General features: G+C 74.7%; 26 protein-coding genes. 17 read left to right on the top strand and 9 right to left on the bottom strand.

All coding sequences use genetic code 11. The annotated features are described in order from the left end of the window. Window positions 1-110: 110 nt before the first annotated feature. The 3 genes from CUT44_RS31575 (at window position 111) to CUT44_RS31565 (ending at window position 2,743) form a co-directional block, all read left to right on the top strand. Window positions 111-1,256: a winged helix DNA-binding domain-containing protein gene (locus CUT44_RS31575; RefSeq protein WP_100205431.1), complete on the top strand. Its 1,146-nt coding sequence runs from the start codon at window positions 111-113 to the stop codon at window positions 1,254-1,256. Between the two features lie 167 nt (window positions 1,257-1,423). Beyond that, entirely contained in the window at window positions 1,424-2,281 is an 858-nt protein-coding gene (locus tag CUT44_RS31570; RefSeq protein ID WP_233221807.1) for an RluA family pseudouridine synthase, read from the top strand. 69 nt (window positions 2,282-2,350) lie between these two features. Continuing rightward, the gene (locus tag CUT44_RS31565) at window positions 2,351-2,743 is read left to right on the top strand and encodes a VOC family protein (protein WP_100205429.1); all 393 of its coding nucleotides are present in this window, start codon (window positions 2,351-2,353) and stop codon (window positions 2,741-2,743) included. 39 nt (window positions 2,744-2,782) lie between these two features. Here CUT44_RS31565 and CUT44_RS31560 read toward each other — a convergent pair whose 3' ends face one another. The 3 genes from CUT44_RS31560 to CUT44_RS31550 form a co-directional block, all read right to left on the bottom strand. After that, complete coding sequence (locus tag CUT44_RS31560) at window positions 2,783-3,595, bottom strand: hypothetical protein (RefSeq protein ID WP_100205428.1); 813 nt, start codon at window positions 3,593-3,595, stop codon at window positions 2,783-2,785. 137 nt (window positions 3,596-3,732) lie between these two features. Then, window positions 3,733-4,179, bottom strand: a complete 447-nt coding sequence (locus CUT44_RS31555; RefSeq protein ID WP_100205427.1) for an LptM family lipoprotein — start codon at window positions 4,177-4,179, stop codon at window positions 3,733-3,735. 149 nt (window positions 4,180-4,328) lie between these two features. After that, window positions 4,329-5,036, bottom strand: coding sequence for a nucleotidyltransferase family protein (locus CUT44_RS31550; protein WP_100205426.1), 708 nt, complete (start codon window positions 5,034-5,036; stop codon window positions 4,329-4,331). Window positions 5,037-5,227: 191 nt separating this feature from the next. On the opposite strand from CUT44_RS31550, the gene CUT44_RS31545 reads away from it, so the two are divergent. The 7 genes from CUT44_RS31545 to CUT44_RS31515 all read left to right on the top strand — a co-directional run bounded on the left by CUT44_RS31545 (window position 5,228) and on the right by CUT44_RS31515 (window position 11,075). Next, entirely contained in the window at window positions 5,228-5,662 is a 435-nt protein-coding gene (locus CUT44_RS31545; RefSeq protein WP_332888304.1) for a DUF5955 family protein, read from the top strand. Window positions 5,663-5,854: 192 nt separating this feature from the next. After that, window positions 5,855-7,066 (top strand): cytochrome P450 family protein, encoded by a 1,212-nt coding sequence (locus CUT44_RS31540; protein ID WP_100205424.1) that lies wholly within the window; start codon window positions 5,855-5,857, stop codon window positions 7,064-7,066. A 117-nt stretch (window positions 7,067-7,183) separates the two neighbouring features. Continuing rightward, a complete protein-coding gene (locus CUT44_RS31535) occupies window positions 7,184-8,329 on the top strand; it encodes an ROK family glucokinase (protein ID WP_100205423.1) in 1,146 nt (381 codons plus the stop codon). Beyond that, window positions 8,326-8,904, top strand: a complete 579-nt coding sequence (locus CUT44_RS31530) for a hypothetical protein (RefSeq protein WP_100205422.1) — start codon at window positions 8,326-8,328, stop codon at window positions 8,902-8,904. Before CUT44_RS31535 ends, CUT44_RS31530 begins: the two co-directional genes overlap by 4 nt. 43 nt (window positions 8,905-8,947) lie before the next feature. After that, window positions 8,948-9,616: an MBL fold metallo-hydrolase gene (locus CUT44_RS31525; protein WP_100205421.1), complete on the top strand. Its 669-nt coding sequence runs from the start codon at window positions 8,948-8,950 to the stop codon at window positions 9,614-9,616. Window positions 9,617-9,730: 114 nt separating this feature from the next. Beyond that, complete coding sequence (locus CUT44_RS31520) at window positions 9,731-10,507, top strand: exodeoxyribonuclease III (RefSeq protein WP_100205420.1); 777 nt, start codon at window positions 9,731-9,733, stop codon at window positions 10,505-10,507. A gap of 127 nt (window positions 10,508-10,634) precedes the next feature. Next, entirely contained in the window at window positions 10,635-11,075 is a 441-nt protein-coding gene (locus tag CUT44_RS31515) for a DUF6278 family protein (protein WP_100205419.1), read from the top strand. 67 nt (window positions 11,076-11,142) lie between these two features. Here CUT44_RS31515 and CUT44_RS31510 read toward each other — a convergent pair whose 3' ends face one another. Then, on the bottom strand, window positions 11,143-11,892 hold the full coding sequence (locus CUT44_RS31510) for a GntR family transcriptional regulator (protein WP_100205418.1): 750 nt from the start codon (window positions 11,890-11,892) through the stop codon (window positions 11,143-11,145). 185 nt (window positions 11,893-12,077) lie between these two features. Further along, window positions 12,078-12,857, bottom strand: coding sequence for a hypothetical protein (locus tag CUT44_RS31505; RefSeq protein ID WP_100205417.1), 780 nt, complete (start codon window positions 12,855-12,857; stop codon window positions 12,078-12,080). A gap of 218 nt (window positions 12,858-13,075) precedes the next feature. On the opposite strand from CUT44_RS31505, the gene CUT44_RS33335 reads away from it, so the two are divergent. Beyond that, window positions 13,076-14,530, top strand: a complete 1,455-nt coding sequence (locus tag CUT44_RS33335) for a hypothetical protein (protein ID WP_158239698.1) — start codon at window positions 13,076-13,078, stop codon at window positions 14,528-14,530. 353 nt (window positions 14,531-14,883) lie between these two features. Here CUT44_RS33335 and CUT44_RS31495 read toward each other — a convergent pair whose 3' ends face one another. Continuing rightward, the gene (locus tag CUT44_RS31495) at window positions 14,884-15,660 is read right to left on the bottom strand and encodes an SIR2 family NAD-dependent protein deacylase (protein ID WP_100205416.1); all 777 of its coding nucleotides are present in this window, start codon (window positions 15,658-15,660) and stop codon (window positions 14,884-14,886) included. Between the two features lie 177 nt (window positions 15,661-15,837). On the opposite strand from CUT44_RS31495, the gene CUT44_RS31490 reads away from it, so the two are divergent. Both CUT44_RS31490 and CUT44_RS31485 read left to right on the top strand, forming a co-directional pair. Further along, entirely contained in the window at window positions 15,838-16,656 is an 819-nt protein-coding gene (locus tag CUT44_RS31490; protein WP_100205415.1) for an inositol monophosphatase family protein, read from the top strand. Between the two features lie 28 nt (window positions 16,657-16,684). Then, a complete protein-coding gene (locus tag CUT44_RS31485; RefSeq protein ID WP_100205414.1) occupies window positions 16,685-18,109 on the top strand; it encodes a phytoene desaturase family protein in 1,425 nt (474 codons plus the stop codon). Between the two features lie 98 nt (window positions 18,110-18,207). Here the strand turns inward: CUT44_RS31485 and CUT44_RS35005 are convergent, their stop codons facing one another. Beyond that, a complete protein-coding gene (locus CUT44_RS35005; protein WP_100205413.1) occupies window positions 18,208-18,825 on the bottom strand; it encodes a Clp protease N-terminal domain-containing protein in 618 nt (205 codons plus the stop codon). A gap of 6 nt (window positions 18,826-18,831) precedes the next feature. Beyond that, window positions 18,832-19,056, bottom strand: coding sequence for a hypothetical protein (locus CUT44_RS31475; protein WP_100205412.1), 225 nt, complete (start codon window positions 19,054-19,056; stop codon window positions 18,832-18,834). Window positions 19,057-19,121: 65 nt separating this feature from the next. Between CUT44_RS31475 and CUT44_RS31470 the strand changes: the two genes are divergently transcribed. The 4 genes from CUT44_RS31470 to CUT44_RS31455 all read left to right on the top strand — a co-directional run bounded on the left by CUT44_RS31470 (window position 19,122) and on the right by CUT44_RS31455 (window position 21,981). Beyond that, window positions 19,122-19,322 (top strand): type II toxin-antitoxin system VapB family antitoxin, encoded by a 201-nt coding sequence (locus CUT44_RS31470; RefSeq protein ID WP_100205411.1) that lies wholly within the window; start codon window positions 19,122-19,124, stop codon window positions 19,320-19,322. 238 nt (window positions 19,323-19,560) lie between these two features. Then, entirely contained in the window at window positions 19,561-20,028 is a 468-nt protein-coding gene (locus CUT44_RS31465; protein ID WP_233221806.1) for a GntR family transcriptional regulator, read from the top strand. Continuing rightward, window positions 20,021-20,986, top strand: coding sequence for an ABC transporter ATP-binding protein (locus CUT44_RS31460; protein ID WP_100205409.1), 966 nt, complete (start codon window positions 20,021-20,023; stop codon window positions 20,984-20,986). The genes CUT44_RS31465 and CUT44_RS31460 overlap by 8 nt, the downstream gene beginning before the upstream one ends. Then, a complete protein-coding gene (locus CUT44_RS31455; RefSeq protein ID WP_100205408.1) occupies window positions 20,983-21,981 on the top strand; it encodes an ABC transporter permease in 999 nt (332 codons plus the stop codon). Before CUT44_RS31460 ends, CUT44_RS31455 begins: the two co-directional genes overlap by 4 nt. 60 nt (window positions 21,982-22,041) lie before the next feature. Here the strand turns inward: CUT44_RS31455 and CUT44_RS31450 are convergent, their stop codons facing one another. After that, the gene (locus CUT44_RS31450) at window positions 22,042-23,712 is read right to left on the bottom strand and encodes a BCCT family transporter (RefSeq protein ID WP_100205407.1); all 1,671 of its coding nucleotides are present in this window, start codon (window positions 23,710-23,712) and stop codon (window positions 22,042-22,044) included. Window positions 23,713-23,731 lie beyond the last annotated feature (19 nt).

Here is a 23,731-nt window from a genome sequence, read left to right as displayed (position 1 = left end):
CCGGCACGGCGCGGGTCAAACGGAAGAAGCAGGAAAGGCGTCCCGGCCGGTTCCCGCCGCTCCCGCGAACGAGGACCGAAGCCGTCCGCAACGGCCCCTAACCTGACCCCATGACGCAGCCGAGGCAGCAGACGCAGCGCCCACCGCAGGCACCGCCGCTCAGTACCCGCCAGCTCAACCGGGCCACCCTGGCCCGGCAACTGCTGCTCGGCCGTGAAGGCCGGGATCCGGCCGAGGTCGTCGAGCATCTGGTGGGCCTGCACTCCCAGCTCCCCGGCAACCCCTACACCGCGCTGTGGAGCCGGATCGAGGGCTTCGACCCCGAGGAGTTCTCCCGGCGCATCGAGCGGCGCGAACTCGTACGGATCAGCCTCCAGCGTTCCACCCTCCACATCGTCACCGCCCGCGACTGCCTGGCGCTGCGCCCCGCGCTCCGGGCGCCGCATGACCGCCTGCTGACGCCGGCCTTCGGCAGGCGGCTGGCCGGCGCGGAACCGGCGGAGGTCGCCGCCCGGGCCCGGGAGCTGGTCGAGGAGCGCCCGCTGACCTTCCAGGAACTGGGCTCCCTACTGGCGGCACAGTGGCCCGGCAGCGATCCGCAGGCCCTGGCGATGATCGCCCGCCAGTTCCTTCCGCTGGTCCAGGTGCCGCCGCGCGGGCTGTGGCGGCGCGGCGGCGCGGCCCGCCACACCACCGCGGAGTCCTGGCTCGGCACGGGTCTGCCGTCCGGCGCCGCTCCCGACGCGCTCGTCCTGCGCTATCTCGCCGCCTTCGGGCCCGCGTCGGTGAAGGACGCCCAGACGTGGAGCGGACTCACCCGTCTGGCGGAGGTCTTCCGGCGGCTGCGGCCCCGCCTGGTGGCCCTGCGCGCCGAGGACGGCACGGAGCTGTACGACCTGCCCGACGCGCCCCGCCCCGGTCCCGACGTCCCCGCGCCGGCCCGCTTCCTGCCGGACTACGACAACCTCCTCGTCGGGCACGCCGACCGCACCCGGGTCGTCGGCGCCGCCGCCCGCACGGCGATCTGGACCGGCAACGCGGCCCGTCCGGCCTTCCTCACCGACGGCTTCGTCAGCGGCACCTGGCGGCTGGAGACCGACACCCGCCGCACCCGGGCCACCCTCGTCCTCCGTCCCCTCGGCCCGCTGCCGCGCGCCGCGCGCGCCGCACTGGAGGAGGAGGGCGCCGCCCTGCTGGCCTTCCGCGCACCCGGCGCGGACCATGAGCTGACCTGGGAGGCGCCCTGGCACGGCTGATCCGCGCACGGTGACTCCGCACGGTGGCCCCGCACCACGTGCCCGCGCCGGTTCCGGTGCCGTCCGTCGCTATGATCGGCGGCCGGGCGCACCCCGTCGGAAGACGGGCCCGGGAGACCACCCCGGCGCCCGCGGCGAACGACCGGGCGAGAGCAGGGGATGGGCCAGTGAGCCGTTGGAGCGAGATCCGGGACGGCGCGGCCCTCTACGAGGACGAGGCGATCCTGGTGCTCAACAAGCCCGCCGGGATCTCGGTCATGGGCGAGCGCCACGAGACCGACCTCGTCCGGCTGGCCGAGGAGGAGGGCGAGACCCTCTATCCGGTCCACCGGATCGACAAGGTGACCTCCGGGGCGGTCCTGTTCGCCAAGGAGGTGCGCTTCCACTCCGTGCTGACCCGCCAGTTCAACCGGCGCACCGTCGACAAGTCCTATCTCGCCGTCACCCGCTCCACCGGACTGCCCCAGGCCGGCACGATCGACCTGCCGCTCGGGGTGGGGCGCAAGAACCGGGTGCGGGTGGCCGGCAACCGCGGCGACATCGTCGCCGACGAGAAGGACGGCGGGGACGGCAGGGACGGCGAGGAGGTGCGCTGGTCGCTCGCCCCGGGCGCCGGCTTCGGGGAGAAGAGGAGCTATCCGTCGCTGACCGTCTTCGCCCGCGTCGGGGACGACGGCCGGCACACCGTGCTGGCGGTGCGGCCGGTCACCGGGCGGCGCCACCAGATCAGGGTGCATCTGGCGTGGACCGGCCACGCCATCGAGGGCGACCCGCTCTTCGACCGGGAGAGCGCCGCGGCGGGGGCCCGCACCTGTCTGCACTCCTGGTGGCTGGCCTTCGACGCGCCCTGGGCGGGCTCCGGGACCCGGCTGGAGTTCCAGGCACCGCCGGACGCGGACTTCTGGGCGCCGCTGGGCGGTGACCTCGCCGGCGGCCCCGCGGCGGACGAACTCGACCGCGCCCACCGGCTCCTGGCGGAGCGGGCGGCGGCGGAGGCCGACCGGTGGGACGGGACCGGGGCGTAGCCCGCGGCCGGGGCGGGCACCCGGTCCGGTGACCGGCGACGGCCGGGAATCCAGCCCCCAGGAGGCACCGTGAGCGAGACCCCGCACCGCGACGGCATCCCGAAGGCACTGGCCGGTGTCGTCCTCGACGCCCCCGATCCCCGGGCCCTGGCCGGCTTCTACCGGCGCCTGCTGGAGTGGGAGGTCGTCGAGGACGGAGCCGACTGGGTGAGCCTGAAGGGCCCGGACGCCACGAAGCTCTGCTTCCAGACCGAGCCGGAGTACCGGCCGCCGACCTGGCCGGGGAAGGCCGACCGTCAGCAGATGATGCTGCACCTGGACTTCGAGGTCGACGACCTGGCGGCGGCCGAGCGGCGCGCGGTCGGTCTCGGCGCCCGTGTCGCCGGCTTCCAGCCCCAGGACGGCGTACGGGTGCTCCTCGATCCGGCCGGGCACCCGTTCTGCCTCTTCACCGAGGGGTGACCCGCGAGGGGCGACCCGCCCTCGCGGGCGGGCCGGCCGTCAGCGGGGGGCGCCGGTGCGCACCAGTTCGCGCGCCGCGTCGTTGACCGGCTGCGGCGTGCCCGTCAGGTCCATGACGAACAGGGGCAGCCGCAGGACGTCCGCGCGCGCTCGGGCGGCGGTGGTGTAACCCGCCAGGGAGAAGCAGAGGGCGGCCGCCGACTCGTTGAGGCCGTGCAGCCACAGCGTCTCGACGGTGGCGGGCCCGACCGGTGAGGTGGTGGGGTCCACCCGGGCCAGCACCTCGGGCCCGCGCAGGTCGACACCGGAGGCGGGGTGGCTCTCGGTGGTGGTGCGCACCCGTTCGAAACCCAGCCAGTCCAGATAGCGGGCGGCGGCCGTCACGGCGTCCCGCGCGGTGCGGATGGTGACCGGGCGGAAGGCGGGCCGTTCCCGTGCCGCGGTCCGGGGTACCGCGCCCGGCGGCGGGGGCGGCTGCGGCGCCGGGTACCCGGCGCCGGGGGTGTCGACGCCGTCGGCGAGCCCGGCCGTGCCGGTCGGCGGGCCGGTGAGGGAACCGGCCGGGGCGGCGCCGGGGACCGGGGAGGCGTGGTCGTGGGCCAGCGGCAGCCGCAGCAGCGCGCCGCACGGGCAGCCCAGCTCCGGCCGCGGCCACTCGTCGTACCGCCCGCAGGACGCGCAGCGCAGCGTCAGCCAGGAATCCGCCCACACCCGGTGGTGGATCCGGACGGGGACGCCGCCGCGCAGCAGCGGCGGCGCCACCGGGGCGCCGCACGGGCACGGGTAGACGGGCGGAACGTAGTGGTGCTCCCGGCGGCAGACCGGGCACCGCACCGGCAGGTTCTCCGTCATCGGCGGCTCCAGCGCGGACAGTCGGGCCCGAGGGCCACGGGCCAGGGTTCGCGCTCCATCGTCCCCGATGGCCGTGGCGGTGGGGAACGGCCCGGGAGAATCCCGTCGCTCCGGGGCACCGGCGGACGGCCTCGCCGTCAGTTCGTGAAGCGGTCGAAGTCCGTGACGTTGATGTCCACTTCGGTCGTGTCGAGCGTGGTCGGCGACTCCCCGGTAGCCGTCTGCCCGGGGCGCACATCGGTGACGTACTCGGTGGAGTTGGCCACGCGTGTGCCGGTGGAGTCGACGGCCTCCCAGGTCCAGACGTAGTCGGACACCTCGGAACTGCCGTTCCTGACCGTCCAGGTCACCCAGATGTTCGTGAATCCGGCCTGCGAGCGGTCGTCGAGGGCGAAGTCGACCAGATCGGCCCGCTCGTTCTCCTGGGAGGCCTCCCGGTCCTCCGATGTCTCCCGCGTCTGGGTCTCCTCCGCGGGAGCGGGAGCGGGAGTGGGCTCGTCCCCGTACGAGCCGCAGCCGGCGAGCGCCAGACCGCAGGCCGCCGTCAGCGCCGCACACTTCACCGCCACGTTCCGTCGTTTCATTTCGCACACCTCTTTGCCGCAGTTTGTCCATTCTTGCACCATTTCGGGCATGTGTTCGACCTGGTGTGCTCGGCCGGTGGACGGACCGGCCCGTCAGGCTTGCCGAGTCGGTGTGGCGGCGGCCCGGAGGACGGGAGGTGACCGGAGGATCAACTTCCGGCCGTTTCCCCCCGCCGGGGGCCCTCCAGCAGAGCCAGGTCGCCGGGGGTGTCGACATCGGCCGGGTCGGCGATGTCGCCGCACTCGACGAGCACCACCTCCGCGGCGTGCTCCCGCAGGTGGTCACGGGCTCCCCGGTCGCCGGCCGCGCGGTGCGCGACCGCCGTCCAGTGCCCGGCGCCCAGCAGCACCGGATGCCCGCGGTGCCCGCCGTACGCGGCGGCTGCCAGGTCCGCGCCCCGCTCGTGCGCCGTCCGCAGCCGGGCAACCGCCGCCGGGCCGATCCCCGGCTGGTCGACGAGCGCGACGACCGCGGCGCCGGCGCCCGTACCGGCGAGGGAGGCCAGACCGGCGCGCAGCGACGATCCCATGCCCTCCTCCCAGGCCGGGTTGTCCAGCAGGACGCAGCCGGGCAGGACGGCCCGCTCCCGCACCTCGGCGGCCGCCGCACCCAGTACCACGTGCACCGGGGAGCAGCCGCCCGCCCGCAGTACCCGTGCCGCGTACTCGACCAGGGGGCGGCCGCGGTGGGGGAGCAGCGCCTTGGGGCGCCCGCCCAGCCGCCGCCCGCCGCCCGCGGCGAGCAGCAGTCCGGCGACCCGGGAGGCGGGCCGGGCGGTGCCGTTGGGGGAGCCGCCGGGGGCGGTGACGGGAGAGTCGGCGGCAGTGCCGGGGGAACCGGGGAAAGGCGAGGACATGCCCCACTCCTGCCCACCCGGGGGCGCCGCCCCCTTCCGCGGGCAGCGGATTTACCGGAGACTGGCATATGCCAAAAGGGGGGTGCGGCGCTGACCCGGATGGCTTGAAACACACCCCGGTTCTCGCCCTCCGTGTGGCGTGATGTGCGGAGCGTGCCGTTTACTGTGCGGACCCCTTCCGTCCGGCTGGTGTGGGAAGCGGGGTGGACAGGCTCGACCGCGAGGGCGGGCACTCGTCGCCCGACAGCGACGAACGGCGAACGAGGACGACAACCGACGGTGGACACAGCATCCGTGTGGGGGGAGCTGCGTTGCGAGAGGAAACGGTAGAGCGGCGTACGGTCGTACCCGGGCAGGACGATCCCCGGGTCACCGAGCTGAACCGGGCAGTGACCCGCTTACACCGGGAACTCGCCGGTTACCGTGGTCAGCTGGCGGACCGCGGGATAGCCGAGGAGGAACTGAGGGCCGTGGACACCGCGCTTCGCACGGGAGCGCCCGAGGTCGCCCGGCTGCGTCACTCGTTGCTGCTGATCGCGGGAGCGATCGGTTCGGTGAGCGCCCTCTCGGAGCCGCTGGGGGAGTTCCGCAACGCCGTCGAGCTGTTCGGACGGCCCGCGCGCTGACCCCGGAGGACCGCCTTCCGGATCTTTGGGCCCCGGCCTTCCGGCCGTGCCGCCGCGATGCCCGCAGGACCTCCGCCGGCCGTGCGCGATCGCCCGGATCCGGCCGATTCCCCGGTGGAACGGCGCTGTTGGCCCCGGGCCGCGGCCCGGGCATCATCGGGGACACCCCGTGATCGCAGGGAGGCGCGGCGCATGAGCACCGACGAACGCGTACCGGTCGACCTGGCGGCGCTGGGCGAGGACTTCGCCCGCGACCCGTACCCCGTCTACGCCGGACTGCGCGCCCGCGGCCCGGTGCACCGGGTGCGGACCCCCGAGGGCACCCTGGCCTGGCTGGTCGTCGGCCACGACGAGGTCCGGGCCGCCCTCACCGATCCCCGGCTCTCCAAGGACTGGGAGAACGCCTCGCCCGCCCTGGGGATGAGCGCTCCCGCCGCCGGGATCACCATGCTCAGCTCCGACCCGCCGGTCCACACCCGGCTGCGCAAGCTCGTGGCCCGCGCCTTCACCGCACGGCGCGTGGAGGCCCTGGAGCCCCGGGTGCGGGAGATCGCCGGCGGCCTGCTGGACGAGATGCTGCGGGCTCCGGAGCGGCGGGCCGATCTGGTCGACGCCTACGCCTTCCCGCTGCCCATCACGGTGATCTGCGAGCTGCTGGGCGTGCCGTCCCTGGACCGGGAGTCCTTCCGGAAATGGTCGGGGACGGCCGTGGGCAGTGCCCCCTTCGAGGAGAAGAAGGCCGCCAAGGAGGCCGTCACCGACTACCTCGCCGGACTGTTGGCGACGAAGCGGGAGCAGCCGGGCGAGGACCTGCTGAGCGCCCTGCTGCACACCGCCGACGAGGACGGCGACCGGCTGTCGGCCGACGAACTGCTCGGCATGGCCTGGCTGCTCCTGGTGGCCGGCCACGAGACCACCACCGGCCTGATCGCCAACGGCGTCCTCGCCCTGCTCACCCACCCCGACCAGCTGGAACTGCTCCGCTCGGACCCGTCCCTGACCGAGAACGCCGTCGAGGAGATGCTCCGCTACGACGGCCCGGTCGAGACGTCCACCACCCGCTTCACCACCGAACCGGTGGAGATCGGCGGGACGGTGATCCCCGGCGGCGGCGAGCTGGTGCTGGTCGCCACCGCCGACGCCGACCGCGACCCGGACCGCTTTTCCGGGTTCTCCGGGCCGGACCGCTTCGACATCCGCCGCCCGACACGGGGGCACCTCGCCTTCGGGCACGGCATCCACCACTGCCTGGGCGCGCCGCTGGCCCGGCTGGAGGGCCGGATCGCCGTCCGGATGCTGCTGGACCGCTGCCCCGCCCTCGCCCTCGACGCCGACCCGGCCTCCCTCACCTGGCGGCAGGGCATGCTGATCCGCGGCCCGCACCGGCTGCCGGTGCGCTTCTGACCCCCGCCCACGCCACCCCCTCCGGCGGGTGGCGGACTGGAACAGCTCCGTCACGAATCGGGCCGCGCCCCGCCCTCGGGGCCGGGCGGGGAGCGCGCATAAGGCAGAATCGACCCGATGAGTACGTACCGTGACCGTGCCCGCCGCGGATCGGCCAGAGCGACGGTGCTGAGGACCGTCGCCACGCGCGAGCGGCGCTCGCACCTGTCCGCGCCGCGCGTGCCGACGGTGGGCGTCGACATCGGTGGTACGAAGGTGATGGCGGGCGTCGTGGACGCCGACGGCCACATCCTGGAGAAGGTCCGGGCCGAAACCCCCGACAAGTCCAAGAGTCCCCAGGCCGTCGAGGACACCATCGCCGAGCTGGTCCTGGACCTCTCCGACCGCCACGACGTGCACGCCGTCGGCATCGGCGCGGCCGGCTGGGTGGACGCCGACCGCTCCCGGGTGCTGTTCGCCCCGCACCTGGCCTGGCGCGACGAGCCGCTGCGCGACACGCTGACCGCCCGGCTGGCCGTCCCCGTGATGGTGGACAACGACGCCAACACCGCCGCCTGGGGCGAGTGGCGGTTCGGCGCCGGCCGCGGCGAGGACCATCTCGTCATGATCACCCTCGGCACCGGCATCGGCGGGGCCATACTGGAGGACGGCCGGGTCAAGCGCGGCAGGTACGGGGTGGCCGGGGAGTTCGGCCACATGCAGGTCGTGCCCGGCGGCCACCGCTGCCCCTGCGGCAACCGCGGCTGCTGGGAGCAGTACAGCTCCGGCAACGCCCTGGTCCGGGAGGCCCGCGAGCTGGCCGCCGCCGACTCCCCGGTGGCGTACGGGATCATCGACCGGGTCGGGGGCAACGTCCGCGACATCACCGGACCGCTCATCACCGAGCTGGCCCGCGAGGGCGACGCGATGTGCACCGAACTCCTCCAGGAGATCGGCGAGTGGCTCGGGATCGGCATCGCCAACCTGGCCGCCGCGCTGGACCCCTCCTGCTTCGTGATCGGCGGCGGGGTCAGCGCCGCCGACGAGCTGCTGATCGGCCCGGCCCGGGACGCCTTCCGCCGCCAGCTGACCGGCCGCGGGTACCGGCCCGAGGCCCGCATCGTCCGCGCCGAGCTGGGGCCGGAGGCCGGGATGGTCGGCGCCGCCGACCTCGCCCGGCTGGTCGCCCGCCGCTTCCGCCGCGCCAACCGCCGCCGGGTGGAGCGGTACGAGCGGACCGGGGTCGGTCTGCTGGTGACCCGCGGCTGGGTGACGGGGAGGTGACCGCGACCGTGCCCCCGTCCGCCTCCCCGCCCGCCGTCCCGCCGCCGGAGCGCCCGCCGCACCGCCCGCGGCACCGCCTGCTGACCGCGATCGTGGTGGTGCTGCTGATCGCGATCCCGGCCGGCTACCTGGTGCTCTCCGCCGCCCAGAGCCGGGACAGCGGCCAGGACAAGCAGCGGGACGCCGCCGCCCCCGGCCTGATGTGGCGATGGCCCAGCAAGGTGGAGCGCCGCGTCTACGAACTCCCCCTTCCCGGCGACACCACCTATATGGCGCACTACGAGCACAACTCCTGGCAGCGGAGCTCCTTCTACGTGCAGTTCCGCACCTCGCCGGAGGGGCTGGACACCTTCCTGACGGAGGCCGGCGGCGATCCCGCCGGACTCGCCGCCGGGCGGCCGGGCGTGAGCGACCGGCACGCGGACGTGGTGGGCTGGGACTTCGACGTCCCGGGCCACCGGTACGCGGGCACCCGGATCGACCGGCCCGGCGAGCGGCCCGACCTGCAGATCACCGTGGACGTCACCAGCGAGGACCGGCCGCAGGTCCATGTCGTCTCCACGATCGAGTTCTGAGCCGGGCGGGGTGCACCGGCACGGCGACCGTCACAATGGCCGCATGGAGCTCACGAAGAAGGGCCACTCCTGTGTCGCCCTGCGCCACGACGGACGCACGCTCGTCATCGACCCGGGCGCCTTCAGCGAGGCGGACGCCGCCGTCGGCGCCGACGCGGTCCTGGTCACCCACGAGCACCCCGACCACTTCGACGAGGGCAGGCTGCGCGCCGCCCTGGAGGCGGACCCGGCCGCGGAGATCTGGACCCTGCGCAGCGTCGCCGAGAAACTGACCGCCGCCTTCCCCGGCCGGGTCCACACCGTCGGCGGCGGCGACGCCTTCACCGCGGCGGGCTTCGAGGTGGAGGTGCACGGCGAGCTGCACGCCGTCATCCACCCGGACATCCCGCGCGTCACCAACGTCGGCTACGCCGTCACCGTCCCGGGCCCGGACGGCGCGCCCGGCGCGCTGTTCCATCCCGGCGACGCCCTGACCGTGCCCGACCGTCCGGTGGACACCCTGCTGCTGCCGGTGCAGGCCCCCTGGAACAAGGTCGCCGAGGTCATCGACTACCTCCGCGAGGTGCGGCCGAGGGTGGCGTACGACGTCCACGACGGACTGCTGTCGGACTTCGCGCCGCCCGTCTACGGCCGGATGCTCGGCCCCGACGGGCCGGGGGTGGGCGGCGCGGAGCACATCCGGCTGGTGCCCGGGGAGCGCGTCGAGCTCTGAGCGGGCCCCGGCGGCCCCGGCGGTACGGCGGTACGGAGGTCCGGTGGAGCCGGTGGGACGGTCCGGCACCGGACCGTCCCACCGTTGTCGGCGGCGGACGGTAGATTCGCCGTCATGCGCATCGCCACCTGGAACGTCAACTCGATCACTGCCCGGCTGCCGCGGCTGCTGGCCTGGCTGGAGAGCAGCGGCACGGACGTGCTGTGCCTGCAGGAGCTGAAGTGCGCGGCGGAGGCGTTCCCGGCCGAACCGCTGCGCGAGCTCGGCTACGAGGCGGCGGTCAACGCCACCGGCCGCTGGAACGGGGTGGCGGTCCTCTCCCGGGTCGGGCTGGCGGAGCCGGTGACCGGTCTGCCCGGCGGCCCGGCGTACGAGGGCGTCACCGAGCCCCGCGCGGTGGGCGCGACCTGCGGCGGGGTGCGGCTGTGGTCGGTGTACGTGCCCAACGGGCGCGAGGTGGGGCACCCGCACTTCGAGTACAAGCTCCAGTGGTTCGCGGCGCTGCGGGAGCTGGCGGTGCGGGAGCCGGGCGAGCGGCCGTTCGCGATCCTCGGCGACTACAACGTCGCGCCCGCCGACGAGGACGTCTTCGATCCGGCCCTCTTCGAGGGCGCCACCCATGTCACCCCGGCCGAGCGGGCGGCGCTGGCGGAGCTGCGGGCGGCCGGCCTGGCCGACGTGGTGCCGCGTCCGCTGAAGTACGACCGCCCCTACACCTACTGGGACTACCGCCAGCTGGCCTTCCCCAAGAACAAGGGCATGCGCATCGACCTGGTCTACGGCAACCCGGCCTTCGAGGCGGCGGTGCGGGACGCCTACGTCGACCGTGAGGAGCGCAAGGGCAAGGGCGCCTCCGACCACGCCCCGGTCGTCGTCGACCTCGAGGTGTGACCGCCCTTCCCGCCCGCCCTCCGCACCGGCGAGCCCCGGCCGGGCCGGGGGCGTTCGCGGGTGTTCGTCGGGAGTCCGCCCCGCGTGCCGGTGGTGTTCACCGCCTTCGCGGTGTCACCCTGAGGGCATGAACATCCCCTTCCTGGACAACTGGCGCAAGCGGCACGGCATGTCCCGCGGTGTGGCGGTGATGACGGGCGGCGGGCACGACAACGAGGGTGTGTCCGAGTTGCTGTCCGAGTGCGAACTGCTGCGCGGGCAGGCCGGATCGGCGGGGATCGAGCTGGACGACACGGCCGCTTCCCTGGCGGCCATCGACCAGCTTCTGCCACGCTGGCGCGACGACTCCGAGACCCAGCAGTGGCTGGGCAACGACGCCGGTCTGTACCTGGGCACGGTCATCGTCCGCACGGTGCCGGGAGCGGCCTGGCAGGTGTGGCCCAACGGCCGGCCGGTGGTGCGGCTCGCCTCCGGCCGGGAGATCGACGTGGTGGCGGCCGGCCACGACTGGGCGCTCAGCGGCAGCCCGGAGCTGTCGCAGCTGTACGCGGAGGCGTCCGAGGCGTGAGGAGGGCCGGGCCCCGGGGAACGGGACCGAGGAGACACGGGGGACAGGGGAAGGCCGGGATCGGTCCTCAGAAGGTGATGCGGTACTCCAGCCGCCAGCGGTCCGCGCGCACCACGATGTCGGAGGTCTCCACGGCCCGGCCGTCCGCCGTGTGGTGGGTGCGTTCGATGACCGTCACGCACTGCCCCGGCGAGCAGCCCAGGACCTCGGCCTCCGCGCTGGTGGCCGGGCGCGAGCCGACCAGTTCGGTGGCGCCCGCCACCCGCACGCCGATGGCCGCGAACCTTTCGCGCACCCCGCGCCGGGCGTACGGGCCGCGTTCGGGGGAGACCACCTCGGTGCCCTCGGTGAGCGCCAGGGGTTCCCAGCTGGTGGCGAGCTGGAGCGGCCGCCGGTCGGTGAGGTACTCGTAGTGGGTGCACATCACCCGCTCGCCCACGGTGACGCCCAGCCGCTCGGCGATCCGCGGGGGAGCGCCCGTGGTGGTGGAGGTGGCCTCCCACAGCAGCGCGGTGACGGACTCGCCGCCGTTGATCCGGGCGGCGAACGGCGAGTCCACCGCCTCACCACCGGTCCGCAGCAGGCTCCCGATGGGGCTGCGGTCGGTGACGAACACCCCGCGCCCGAACTGGCCCTCCGCGTAACCCGCGGCCTTGAGCACCCGTACCGCCCGGTCCACGGTCTGGTCGCTGGCCGCGTAGGTGCGCTTCAGCTCCGAACGCGACGGTATCCGGGCACCCACGGCCAGCACTCCCTCGTCGATCTGCTGCCGCAGGTCGTCGGCGATCCGCTGGTAGACCGGCCTGCTGTCGCCCATGCGGGGACTCCTCTCCGTGCTGCCACCTGTGCCGGGTACGGGGAGTGATCTTCGTACCTAGGTCAACAGGGTAGAAGGGTGGCCCCCCTCGCACCGGGTACCGCCGGCAACATCATCGCGGCATCCGTGCCGCGGGTGGGGGAAAGTCCGCGGACCCGGGGCGACTTGATCGGTTCAGTCGGTGATCAGCCCTGTGCCCGGTGCTGCCTGCGGCCGCCGGACGCGGGAGCGGGCGAGGGGACGGGAGTGGGCGGCGGGCTGGTGGCCGCCTGGGTGACGTCCGAGACCAGCTCGACGACATCGGGGCCGTACGCCTGGGAGTTGATCACCTTCAGCAGCAGGCAGAAGTCGCCGTTCCGGCCGTGCCTGCGGGCCAGCTCCCGGTGGTGGCGGGCGAGATGGCGGGCGGCGGCCTGGTTGGTGACGGCCCGCTGGCCGCACAGGACGAACACCGGATGGGAGCCCTCGCCCGCGGTGAGCCGGGCGAGGAGGACGTACTCCACCGAGCCCTTCGCCATCCGGTAGCGCTCGCTGCCGATGGTGAACGCCGCCTGGTCCGGGCCCGGTTCGGGATCGGTGTTGACCCGCACCCCCGGCAGCAGGGAGTGGAGGTGCGCGGCCGTCCGCCGGTTCGCCGCCGGCCCGCCGATGCAGAACTCGGTCCGTTCACCGAACCCCTGACGGGCCGCCTCGTGGGATATCACCTGCGCGTTGGCGCCGCAGTCCTTGATCAGGGCGGACAGCTCCAGCAGGGCGAACACGTCGTCGCGGGAGACGGCGCCCTCGCCCGTGGCGGCCTTGCGGCCGACCACCAGCAGGCACTCGGAGTGCTCCGGCAGCCCGAAGAAGCGCTGCTTGCGGCGGAGCCCGCGGCGCCACAGGTAGGTGCGGCCGAACCAGCCGAGCGACGTGGTGAGGCCGGCCGCGAGTACGCCCAGCACGATCTCGCGCAGGTTGTCGTTCATGGGGCGGAAGCGTAGCGCCGCGCACGCGGTGGGTTCGAGGGCCGCGGACCGGCGGAAGGACTCCTTCCGGCGGTACCGGGGCGAAGACCGCGGGCACGAGGAAAACGGCGGGAAGCGGGCGGGAAGCGGGCGGGAAGCGGATGAGGAAGGGCGGGCGAAAACTGTTCGTAGCACGGCGGTCACCCTGACCGAAACATTCCGGGTGTGGCATGTCCGCCATGCCGATGACGCAACAGGCCGACGGTGTCCTCGATGTCGCGGGCACCGCCGGTGTCCGGGCCGTGTCCCGCTCCCGGGAGGGCCCCCGGGTTCCCGAGGCCGTCGCGTTCGCGGCCGCGCTGGGTGAACTCGCCGGCGCCCTCGACCCGGAGGCGGGCTGGTACGGGGTCTTCGGCCGCCGGGACCCCGACGGGCTGGCCGCCTGCCTGGCGGGTCACCGGACACCGCCCTGGGACGTGGTCGCGTCCCTGCTGGACGACTTCGCGACGTACCACGGCCCCCGGCGGGCAGGCCCCCGGGCCGCCCGGCTGCGCGCGCTGCACCGGGCGGCGGTCCTCGCCCGGGACCGGGCCGCCGGTGATCCGGGGGAGCTGAGGGAACGGCTGGCGGCGCTGCGGCACGAGCGGTGGCGGGCGGTCCGCCGGGAGCAGGCGCTGGCCCGGGCGCAGGCGGCGGGCGGCCACCCGGCGGGTACCGGCCGGCCGGCGGCGGATCTCGCCTGGGCGCGCGACGACCGGGCCCGCGCCACCGCCCGCTGCCAGGAGCTGAGTGACCGGCTGGCGGCCCTGGAGGCCGCGCCGGAACCCGCGCGGGAGCCCGGCTCCGGGCGGGAGCCCGTACACCCCGCGCCGGAACCGGTCACTCCGGAACCCGGCGCCCCGGCCGCGGAGCCGCCGTCCGTGCCGCTCGTGCCGTCCGTGCCGTCCGCGCCGTCCGAGCCCGTACGGCCCCGGCTGCGCGGCGCCCGGTTCGCGGGGTTGGAGGCCGCCTCCCCGGAGGAGTCCCCGGAGGAACCGGCCGCCGTACTCCCTCCCGTGGCCCCGCCCGCTCCCGCCCGGCCGCGCGGTGCCCGGTTCGCCGGGGCGCGGGACGACGCGGACGCGCACCGGGAGGAGCGTGCCGAGACGGCCGCCCGGGAGGCCCGGATCCGGCGGGAGTGCGACGAGATCGTCGCCCGGCTGGCCGGACTGCGGGCCCTGGGCCGTACCGGAGAGGAGCACATCGCGCTGTGCGAGGCCGCGCACCGTCCCGCCGGCCTGCTGCCGGTGCTGGCCGGACGGCTGGAGGACACCGGACGGGCCGCCGATGTCGCCACCGTGCTGTGGGAGGTGGCCGCGCTGCCGCCCGCCCGGCTCGCCGCCGCCGCCGACGCGCTGACCGCGGCCGGGCGGCAGGAGGAGTGCCTGCGGACGCTGCGGCAGTCGGCCGCCAGGCCGGCCGGCGAGGTGGCCGCCACCGCGCTCGCCCTGGCGGCGGCGGGCCGCCGTACCGAGGCCCTCGAACTGCTGTCGGCCCTGGTGCGGGCCCGGCGGCCCGAGGAGGCGGCCGAGGTCGTGTCCGGCGACCCGGCCGTGCTGACCCCCTTACTGCTCGCGGCGGCGGCCCGGGTGTCCGACCGCCGCCGGCGCGATGTCGAGGGATTGCTGGCCCGCGGGTACCCGGCGGGGTCCTGACGGGTCCGGCGGGGTGGCCCCGCCCCGGTCCGAGGGGGCGTGCCCGGCCCCGCGTCCGGCCGGTGCCCGGGCCGTCGGCCGAACTCCGAGGAGCCGGCGCCGTCCCGGTCCGCCGAGTCGTACGGGCGGGCCCGCGGTCGCATCCGGGGCGTGGCTGCCCGGCACCCGGTCGGCCGGGAGCGGCTCACGAGAACCGGCTGCTCGCCTCCGGAAGCATGTGGGCCGCCGTCCGGGCCGCCGACGAGTCGGTGTCCTCCCGGGGGAGCGGCAGGTGGCGCGGGGGCCGGTACGGGCCCCTCCCGGTCCGCGGCCACCGCGACCGTGCCCCGGGTCCCGTGCCCGCGCGGTCCCGCTCAGCTCCGCGTGAACTCCGCCAGCAGCACGGGCAGCGACCGCCCGATCGGCTCGCGGACCACCCGGTCGGCCAGGGCGTCGTACGGGGTGGGGTCGGCGTTGACGATCACCAGCCGCGCGCCGTGCTCGGCCGCGACGCGGGCCAGCGAGGCGGCGGGCTCCACCTGGAGGCTGGTGCCGACCGCGAGGAAGACCTCGCACGCCCTGGCGGTGCCCAGCGCCTCCGCCAGCACCGCCGGGTCCAGTGCCTCCCCGAACATCACGGTGGCCGGCTTCAGGATGCCGCCGCAGCGCAGGCACTCCGGATCCGCCACCCCGGCCCGCACCCGCTCCAGGGCCTTCTCCATCTCCGAGCGCGCCCGGCAACGGGTGCACACCACGGTCCGCGCGGTGCCGTGCAGCTCCAGCACCTTCCGCTCGGGCAGCCCGGCCAGCTGGTGCAGCCCGTCCACGTTCTGCGTGATCACCCGCACCGGAACCCCGGCGCGCTCCAGCCGCACCACCGCCTCGTGCCCGGCGTTGGGCCTGGCCCGCAGCGCCGGACCGGTGAGCCGCAGCCGCCAGGAGCGGCGGCGGATCTCCGGGTCCGCCATGTAGTACGAGTAGGTGACGAGCTTCTCGGCGTCCGGGTCCGTCCGCCACAGGCCGTTCGGCCCGCGGTAGTCGGGGATCCCGGAGTCGGTGGAGATGCCGGCGCCGCTGAGGATGGCCACCAGGGGCCTGTGGCCGCCCGGGCCGCTCCCGCCGCCGGCGCCCCGGATGTCCTCGGTGCTCATGCCTTCGAGCCTAAGCGGTCGGGGCGTCCCGCTTCGCGGGCTGTCCGCCGCATCGTCCGGTTGTGCGGCGGTTCCGTCCCGTTTCGCTCCGGGGTGCCGCCTCCCGGCCTCCCGCGGTCCTCCTGCCGTTCTCCCGCCGCCCGGCGGGAACACCGCCGGACGTGCTTCCATGGGGGGATGATCACTGATGAGCTGGTGTCCTCGGTCGAGGCGGTGGTCCGCGAGACGGCGGACGAGGAGGTCCTGCCCCGCTGGCGGCGGCTGGCCGATCACGAGGTCACCCGGAAGACCGGTCCGCACGACCTGGTCACCGTCGCCGACCACCGGGCCGAGGAGCGGCTGACCACCGCCCTGACCGCGCTGCTGCCCGGCTCGGCGGTCGTCGGCGAGGAGGCGGTGCACGCCAACCCGGCCACCTACCAGGTGCTGCGCGGCGACGGCCCGGTGTGGATCGTGGATCCGGTGGACGGCACCCGGCAGTTCGTCCACGGCGACCCGGGCTTCTGCACCCTGGTGGCCCTCGCCCACGGCGGCGAGGTGCTGGCCTCCTGGACGTACGCCCCCGCCCTGGGGGAGATGGCCGTCGCCCGGCGCGGCGGGGGAGCGTACCTGAACGGCGAGGCGCTGCGCTCCGGCGGCCCGGGACCGGACGAGGCGCTGGAGGTCGCCCACTCGCACCCGGACTTCACCACCGACGCCCAGAAGCACGCCCTGCTCGGGCTGCGCGCGGAGGGGGTCAAGCCCCGGCCGTGCGGCTCGGCGGGGCTGGAGTACCTGAACGTGGCGCGCGGCACCCTGGACGCGGTGGCGTTCTCCTGGGAGAGCGCCTGGGACCACGCGGCCGGTCTGCTGCTGGTGGCCGAGGCGGGCGGCGGCCACGCCACCCTGACGGGGGAGCCGTTCCGCCTCGCGGGCGGCAACGCGCTGCCGTTCACCGCGGCCCGGGACGCGGTGACGGTGCGTCGTATCCTCTCCCTGCTGGCCCATGCCGGCTGACCTCAGGGCCGAGGGGAGAGAACCGAACGTGCCGTCGATGCGTGACGTGGTCGTGGTGGGTGCCGGGCCGAACGGGCTGACCGCCGCCGTCGAGCTGGCCAGACGGGGTTTCTCCGTCGAGCTGTTCGAGGCGATGGAGACGGTCGGGGGAGGGGCGCGCACCGAGGAACTGACCCTTCCCGGCTTCCGCCACGACCCCTGCTCGGCCGTCCATCCCCTGGGTGTCGGCTCGCCCGCCTTCTCGGCGATGCCCCTGGTGGAGCGCTACGGGCTTCAGTGGCTGCATCCCGAGCTGCCCCTGGCGCATCCCTTCCCGGACGGCACCGCCGGGGTGCTGGCCCGCTCCCCGGCCGAGACGGCCGCCTCCTTCGGGCCGCGCGACGCGGGGACGTACCGCCGGATGATGGCGCCCTTCCTGGGCCGCTGGGACACCCTGGTCCCGGACTTCTTCAAGGTGCCGTGGGACGGGCTGCCGCGCGATCCGGTCACCCTGGCCCGCTTCGGGGCGCTGGGGCTGCAGCCGGTGGACTGGCTGGGGCGCCGCTTCCGCGACGACACCGCCCGCGCGCTGCTGTTCGGGCTGGCCGCCCACGCCATCGGTCCCACCACCTCGCCCGCCACCGGCGGTATCGCCCTGGTCTTCGCGCTGGCCGCGCACGAGGTGGGCTGGCCGGTGCCGCGCGGCGGCTCCCAGTCGCTCTCCGACGCGCTCGCCGCCTACCTGCGCGACCTGGGCGGCGAGATCCACACCGGGGTGGAGGTGAAGCGGCTGGACGAGCTGCCGCCCGCCCGCGCCTACGTCTTCGACACCTCGCCCACCGCGCTGGCCCGGATCGCCGGACTGGGCGACTTCTACCGGAACTTCCGGTACGGCGCCGGGACTTTCAAGATCGACTACGCCCTGTCCGGACCGGTCCCCTGGACCTCCGAGGACGCCCGCCGGGCCGGTACCGTCCATCTGGGCCCGTCCAGCGCCGAGGTCGCCGGTGCGCTGCGCGCCGCCGCCATCGAGAGCCGGCAGCCCGACCCGCCCTTCCTGATCACCTCCCAGCCCACCCTGCTGGATCCGGGCCGGGCGCCGGAGGGCAAGCACGTGTTCTGGGCGTACGGCCATGTGCCGCGGGGCTGGAACGGGGACGCCACCGAGGCGATCGAGCGGCAGATCGAGCGCTTCGCGCCCGGTTTCCGGGACCTGGTGCTGGCCCGTGCCACCGCGGGCCCGCCCGAGCTTGCCACCCGCAACGCCAACTACGTCGGCGGCGACATCGCCTGCGGCGCCTTCACCGGTCTGCAGACCCTGCTGCGGCCGAAGCTCGCCCGCGTCCCGTACGCCACCCGGCACCCGGCCGTCCACCTGTGCTCCTCGGCCACCTGGCCGGGGCCCGGGGTGCACGGCATGTCCGGGCACAACGCGGCGAAGGCGGTCTGGCGGCGGCTGCGCGCCGCGCGGTAGCGCGGGGCCGTCCGCGCCCGGGCCCGGGCCGGGGCCGCCGTCCGCGCCGGGGCCGGCCCCGCGCTGCCGCGGAGCCGGCCGCTCCGGCGCCGGGGCCGCTACGCCGCGCGGCGCAGCTCGGCGATCACCCGGGCCCGCACGGTCTTCGGGTCCAGGCCCAGCCGGGCGAACAGCTCGCCGACGAGCCGGTCGCCGGAGCGCAGCACCCCCAGTACCAGGTGCTCCACGCCGATGTGGTTGTCCTTCAGCGCGAGCGCCTCGCGCAGGGACAGCTCCAGCGACTTCCTGGCCTGCGGGGTGAACCGGAGGTGCCGCCGGTGCCGCCGGTTCCGGCCGCCGCGCCGGAACGGCAGGACCGAACGCGGCCCGCCGCGCTCGTCCGGCGGCTCGGTGAGCCGGTCCAGTGCCCCGGGGCCGAAGGTCTCCTCGGCGCGGCGCCGTACCTCCGCCAGGTCGATGCCCAGAGCCCGCAGCACCTCCGCGTCGGTCTCGTCGACCCCGTCCCCGCCGCGGTCCGTGAGCCGTTCCGAGGCCGCCCGTACCGCCTCGGAGTCCAGGCCCAGCCGGGCCAGTGTCGCCGCGCCCGGCTCGTCCGGCCGCCGCAGCACGGCGAGCAGCAGATGCTCGGTGCCGATCCAGCCGTGCCCGAGTTCGCGGGCCTCCTCCTGCGCTCCCACGACCGCCGCACGGGCCTCGCGGGTGAACCTTTCGAACATTCCCGTCTACCTCCTCGCGTGTTTCTTGTGCACGGCCTGCCTGCTCACGCCCAAGGCGGCCCCGATCTCCTCCCAGGACCAGCCCTGCCGGCGCGCGTTGTCCACCTGCAGCGCTTCCAGCCGCTCCACCAGCCGCCGCAGTGCGGCGACGGCCCGCAGGCCCACTCGGGGGTCGCGGTCCATGGCGGCCTCGGCGGTGTCGACCGCCTCTCTTGCCTCTGATCCGGCCATGTGTGTCAATTTACGTTGACAGTGCGCAAGTGTCAACCTTGGTTGACGAAGGGGAAGGTGCCGACGTGGCGAAGGTGCAGGTAGTGCTCGACGCGGAACTGGTCGTCGAGGTCATGGTGCTGGCCGGGATCAGCAATCCGCAGGACGCGGTCGAGGCGGTCGTCCGCGACTACATCGCCCGCGGCCACCGTACGGAGATGCGTACGGGGGAGGTGTCCGGGCGGCTGCGGGAGGTCGACGGGGAGCCCAGGATCCAGGAGGGGTAGCCGGTCCGCGCGGACCGGGCGGTGTCCGGCCGTGTTCCGCCCCGCCGGGGCGGAACACGGCCGGACGCCTTTCTCGTGTTCGCGGCCCGTGTGGGCGGCCCGCCGGCCCGCGAGTGCGGTGGGCGGGGTCCCGCCTGTTCTCGGGGAGTCGCCGACTCCACTGCCGGGCTGGGTGTTTGACAGCTTCCCGGCCCGCCCTTCATTATTCCACTACTCAACTAGCTAAATAGGTGATGGTGTGGAGTTCCGGATTGACAGACGGAACGGGACTGCCGCCTACCAGCAGATCGTCCAGCAGGTCGGGCAGGCCCTCAGGCTGGGAATCCTGGCCCCGGGTGACCGGCTGCCGACCGCCCGGGAGGTGGCGGAGTCCTGCGCGGTCAACCCGAACACCACGCTCAAGGCGTACCGCGAGCTGGAACGGGAGGGCCTGGTCGAACCGAGACCGGGCCTGGGCACCTTCGTGCGGCGCTCGCTGGCCCGCCCCCAGGCGGCGGCGGACTCCCCGCTGCGGGCGGAACTGGAGGCATGGACGGACCGGGCCCACGAGGCGGGCCTGGAGCGTGAGGACGTGGCCGCCCTGGTCGCGTCGGTGCTGGAGGAGCGGTACGCCGCCGGGGCGCGGCCCCGGGGGGCGCCGGGCGCGCCGGCGCATCGAGAACACCGAGCGCATCGAGAGCACGGAGTGAGGAGAACGGATGAGTGACGGCACGGGGCACGGGGCCCGACCCCCCGCGTCCGCGATCGAGGCCCGCGGACTGGGCAGGAAGTACCGCCGGGGCTGGGCGCTGCGGGACTGCTCCTTCCGGCTGCCCGCGGGCCGGATATGCGGGCTGGTGGGTCCCAACGGCGCCGGCAAGACCACCCTGATGGGCATGGCGGCGGGCCTGCTGGAGCCGAGCACCGGGAGCATCCGGGTGTTCGGCGCGGGACCGGGCTCGCCGGAGGCCGACCACCGGGTCTCCTTCCTCTCCCAGGAGAAGCCGCTGTTCAGGCGCTTCACCGTGGCCGAGACCCTGCGGCTGGGCCGGGAGCTGAACCCGCACTGGGACCAGCGGGCGGCCGAGGACATCGTCCGGGCCGGCGGCATCCCCCTCCACGCCAGGACGGGCACCCTCTCCGGCGGCCAGCGCACCCGGGTGGCCTTCGCCCTCGCCTTCGGCAAGCGGCCCGGGCTGCTCATGCTCGACGAGCCGATGTCCGACCTCGACCCGCTGGTGCGCCGCGAGCTGATGGGCACCCTGCTGGCCGAGGCCACCGAGCACGGCACCACCGTGCTGATGTCCTCCCACATGCTCACCGAGCTGGAGGAGGTGTGCGACTACCTCCTCGTCGTCGCCGCGGGCGGACTGCGGCTGGCGGGCGAGGTGGACGAGCTGCTCTCCGCGCACACCCTGGTCACCGGGGTCGGCACCGGCGGCGCGCTGCCGCCGGAGCTCGCCCGCCACACCGTCGTCGAGTCCCGCACCGTCGGGCGGCAGATCAGTGCCCTGGTCCGTCCCCACGGCCCGGTCCAGGGCGCCTGGCAGACGGCCGAGCCGAACATGGAGGAGCTGCTGCTCGCCTATCTGCGTACTCCCGGGGCACCCCCGATGATCAGCCCGGACTCCCGGCTCGACGACCCGGGCAGCGACCCCCACCACCTGCGGAGGACCGCGGCATGAGCGCCCTGACCCAGCCCCCGGCCGCACCGGCCGCCGCGTCCCGCCGCGGCCCGCGGCTGCGCGGCATGACCTGGCTGGTGTGGCGCCGGCACCGGGCCGCCTTCTGGACCGTTCTCACCCTCACCGCGGTGGGCGCCGCCTGGATGGTCCACCAGCGCGGACAAGTGGTGGACCAGCTCCAGGGCTTCGGCTGGCCCGGCGAGCTCGAGAAGGTGTGGTTCGAGGAGTTCGACGGCGGCCCGCTGGACCAGACGGGCTTCGCGCTCGCCGTCGCCCACCTGCTGACCGGCGTCTTCCTGGGCGCGCCGCTGTTCGCCGGGGACCTGGAGAGCGGCACCGCCAAGCTGGTCCTCTCACAGTCCGCCGGCCGCACGCGCTGGCTGGTGACGAAGCTCGCCATGACCGGGGCCGCGGTCGTGGCGGCGGCCGCGGTGCTCTCGTCCTTGTACGGCTGGTGGCTCTCCCCGGTGGAGAAGGAGTCCGCCGTCATCGACTGGACCTCCCCGCTGTACTTCGACACCAGCGGTCCCGTCCTGGTGGGTCTCACCCTGTTCACGACGGTGACGGGCGCGGCGATCGGCCTGCTGGTGCGCCGTGTCCTGGCGTCGATGGTCGTCACCTTCGGGTTCTGTCTGGGGCTCACGGCGGTGTGGAGCAGACTCCGGCTCGAGTTGGGCAGCCCGGTCCGGGTCACCACCGAGCAGGGGGTCGGGGAGGAGGCGCCCTTCCCCGAACTCCCCACGGGCGCCCACGAACTCGACCAGTCCTACCTCACCGCCTCCGGGGAGACCCTGGGCTGGAGCACCTGCACCCTGGAAACCGAGCGGGGGAGCCAGGCCTGCCTGGAGAAGAACGAGGTGGTGGGCTGGGCGGTCGACTACCTGCCCCACTCGCAGATGGCGGCCATGCAGTGGACCGGCGCGGCGATCCTGTTCGCCCTGAGCGCGGCCGTCGTGGCGTTCATCCTGATCCGGGGCCGCACGTACGTCCCCTGACCCCACCGCGGCCGGGCGGCGCCCGCGGACCTCACCGTCCGCGGGCGCCGCCGCGCCGCCTCACCGCTGCTCCTCCCGGTGGCGGCGGGCGGTGTGCTCCTCCATGGCCTCGCCGACCATCCGCCGCACCGCGTCGCGCATCCCGTGCGCCGGCTGGCGGCGCGGCGGCCCGGCACCGGGGTCCGTGCGCAGTTCCCGCAGCAGTGCCCAGCACAGCGCGATCATCACCAGCGTGAACGGCAGCGCCACCAGGATCGTCCCGGTCTGCAGACCCGTCAGCCCGCCGGCCAGCAGCAGTACGGCGGCCACCGACGCCATCAGCACACCCCAGGTGACGACCAGCCAGTTGCGCGGGTGCAGGGCGCCGCCGGAGGTCAGCGAGCCCATCACCAGGGAGGCGGAGTCGGCGCTGGTGACGAAGTAGGTCATCACCAGGACCATCGCGACCACGGAGGTGACCGTGCTCAGCGGCAGCGCGTCCAGCAGCCCGAACAGCGCCGACTCCACCCCCTCATCCAGCCGCCCGGCCAGTTCGGCCTCACCGGTGGCGTCCATCCGCATGGCGCTGCCGCCCATCACGCTGAACCAGACGACGGTCGCCCCGCTGGGCACCAGCAGCACGCCGGCGAGGAACTCGCGGACGGTGCGGCCCCGGGAGATGCGCGCGATGAAGGTGCCCACGAACGGCGCCCACGACAGCCACCAGGCCCAGTAGAAGATCGTCCAGGTGCCCAGCCACTCCTTGTTCCCGAAGGCGCCGGTCCGTGAGGAGAGCACCACCAGGTCCTGGAGGTAGGCGCCGACTCCGGCCGGAATCGCGTCCAGGACGAACACCGTCGGGCCGAGCAGGAAGACGAACAGCATCAGCAGCGCCACGAGCACGACGTTGGTGTTGCTCAGCCACTTGATGCCCCGGTGCAGGCCGGAGAAGGCCGAGAGCACGAACGCGGCCGACAGCACCGCGATGACCAGCAGCTCCAGCTCCCTGGTGGCTTCCCAGCCCACTGTCAACTCGAGGCCCCTGGCCACCTGGAGGGCGCCCAGCCCCAGACTGGTGGCCGTGCCGAAGACGGTGGCGAGGACGGCCAGCAGGTCGATGGCCCGGCCCGGCCGGCCGTTCGCGCGTCGCTCGCCGAGGAGCGGCACGAAGACGGAGCTGATGCGGTTGCCGCGTCCCTTGCGGAAGGTCGCGTACGCCAGCCCCAGCCCGGCGACGCCGTAGATCGCCCAGGGGTGCAGCGCCCAGTGGAAGAAGGAGTACTCCAGCGCGGTGCGCTCGGCGCCGCCGGTGCCGCTCTCGACGTCCGCGAACGGCGGCGGGTCGGCGTAGTACGTCAGCGGCTCGCCGACCCCGTAGAACATCAGCCCGATGCCCATGCCCGCGCTGAACATCATCGCGATCCACGCCAGGTTGGTGAACTCCGGCTTGTCCGTGTCGGCCCCCAGCCGGATCCGGCCGAAGCGGCTGAGCGCGAACACCGCGCACATCACCAGGAAGAGGTTGGCGGCCAGGGTGAACAGCCAGCCGAAGTTGCCCAGCACCCAGTCGAGCGCCTCGCCGGAGGCGGCGGAGAAGGAGTCCGTGCCGATGGCGGCCCAGCCGACCACGGCCAGCACCATCGCCACACCGACGGCGATCAGGGGAATGTCCGGCGGCGGGTCCGTACGGGTGGTCCCCGGGTCCGGTTCGGGCTCCGGTCCCCGGGCGGAGGTGGTCACTTCGCTGCTCATGCCATCCCACTATGGTGTG

The sequence above is a fragment of the Streptomyces carminius genome, assembly GCF_002794255.1.
Taxonomy (GTDB): domain Bacteria; phylum Actinomycetota; class Actinomycetes; order Streptomycetales; family Streptomycetaceae; genus Streptomyces; species Streptomyces carminius.
This window is presented reverse-complemented; position numbering and strand designations above follow the sequence as displayed.

What these genes read in the sequence shown, in the direction of transcription:
- CUT44_RS31575 (WP_100205431.1), top strand. Translation starts at nt 111, where the DNA reads ATGACGCAGCCGAGGCAGCAGACGCAGCGCCCACCGCAGGCACCGCCG.
- CUT44_RS31560 (WP_100205428.1), bottom strand. Translation starts at nt 3,595, where the DNA reads ATGACGGAGAACCTGCCGGTGCGGTGCCCGGTCTGCCGCCGGGAGCAC.
- CUT44_RS31555 (WP_100205427.1), bottom strand. Translation starts at nt 4,179, where the DNA reads ATGAAACGACGGAACGTGGCGGTGAAGTGTGCGGCGCTGACGGCGGCC.
- CUT44_RS31550 (WP_100205426.1), bottom strand. Translation starts at nt 5,036, where the DNA reads ATGTCCTCGCCTTTCCCCGGTTCCCCCGGCACTGCCGCCGACTCTCCC.
- CUT44_RS31540 (WP_100205424.1), top strand. Translation starts at nt 5,855, where the DNA reads ATGAGCACCGACGAACGCGTACCGGTCGACCTGGCGGCGCTGGGCGAG.
- CUT44_RS31535 (WP_100205423.1), top strand. Translation starts at nt 7,184, where the DNA reads ATGAGTACGTACCGTGACCGTGCCCGCCGCGGATCGGCCAGAGCGACG.
- CUT44_RS31525 (WP_100205421.1), top strand. Translation starts at nt 8,948, where the DNA reads ATGGAGCTCACGAAGAAGGGCCACTCCTGTGTCGCCCTGCGCCACGAC.
- CUT44_RS31520 (WP_100205420.1), top strand. Translation starts at nt 9,731, where the DNA reads ATGCGCATCGCCACCTGGAACGTCAACTCGATCACTGCCCGGCTGCCG.
- CUT44_RS31515 (WP_100205419.1), top strand. Translation starts at nt 10,635, where the DNA reads ATGAACATCCCCTTCCTGGACAACTGGCGCAAGCGGCACGGCATGTCC.
- CUT44_RS31510 (WP_100205418.1), bottom strand. Translation starts at nt 11,892, where the DNA reads ATGGGCGACAGCAGGCCGGTCTACCAGCGGATCGCCGACGACCTGCGG.
- CUT44_RS31505 (WP_100205417.1), bottom strand. Translation starts at nt 12,857, where the DNA reads ATGAACGACAACCTGCGCGAGATCGTGCTGGGCGTACTCGCGGCCGGC.
- CUT44_RS33335 (WP_158239698.1), top strand. Translation starts at nt 13,076, where the DNA reads ATGCCGATGACGCAACAGGCCGACGGTGTCCTCGATGTCGCGGGCACC.
- CUT44_RS31495 (WP_100205416.1), bottom strand. Translation starts at nt 15,660, where the DNA reads ATGAGCACCGAGGACATCCGGGGCGCCGGCGGCGGGAGCGGCCCGGGC.
- CUT44_RS31490 (WP_100205415.1), top strand. Translation starts at nt 15,838, where the DNA reads ATGATCACTGATGAGCTGGTGTCCTCGGTCGAGGCGGTGGTCCGCGAG.
- CUT44_RS35005 (WP_100205413.1), bottom strand. Translation starts at nt 18,825, where the DNA reads ATGTTCGAAAGGTTCACCCGCGAGGCCCGTGCGGCGGTCGTGGGAGCG.
- CUT44_RS31475 (WP_100205412.1), bottom strand. Translation starts at nt 19,056, where the DNA reads ATGGCCGGATCAGAGGCAAGAGAGGCGGTCGACACCGCCGAGGCCGCC.
- CUT44_RS31460 (WP_100205409.1), top strand. Translation starts at nt 20,021, where the DNA reads ATGAGTGACGGCACGGGGCACGGGGCCCGACCCCCCGCGTCCGCGATC.
- CUT44_RS31455 (WP_100205408.1), top strand. Translation starts at nt 20,983, where the DNA reads ATGAGCGCCCTGACCCAGCCCCCGGCCGCACCGGCCGCCGCGTCCCGC.
- CUT44_RS31450 (WP_100205407.1), bottom strand. Translation starts at nt 23,712, where the DNA reads ATGAGCAGCGAAGTGACCACCTCCGCCCGGGGACCGGAGCCCGAACCG.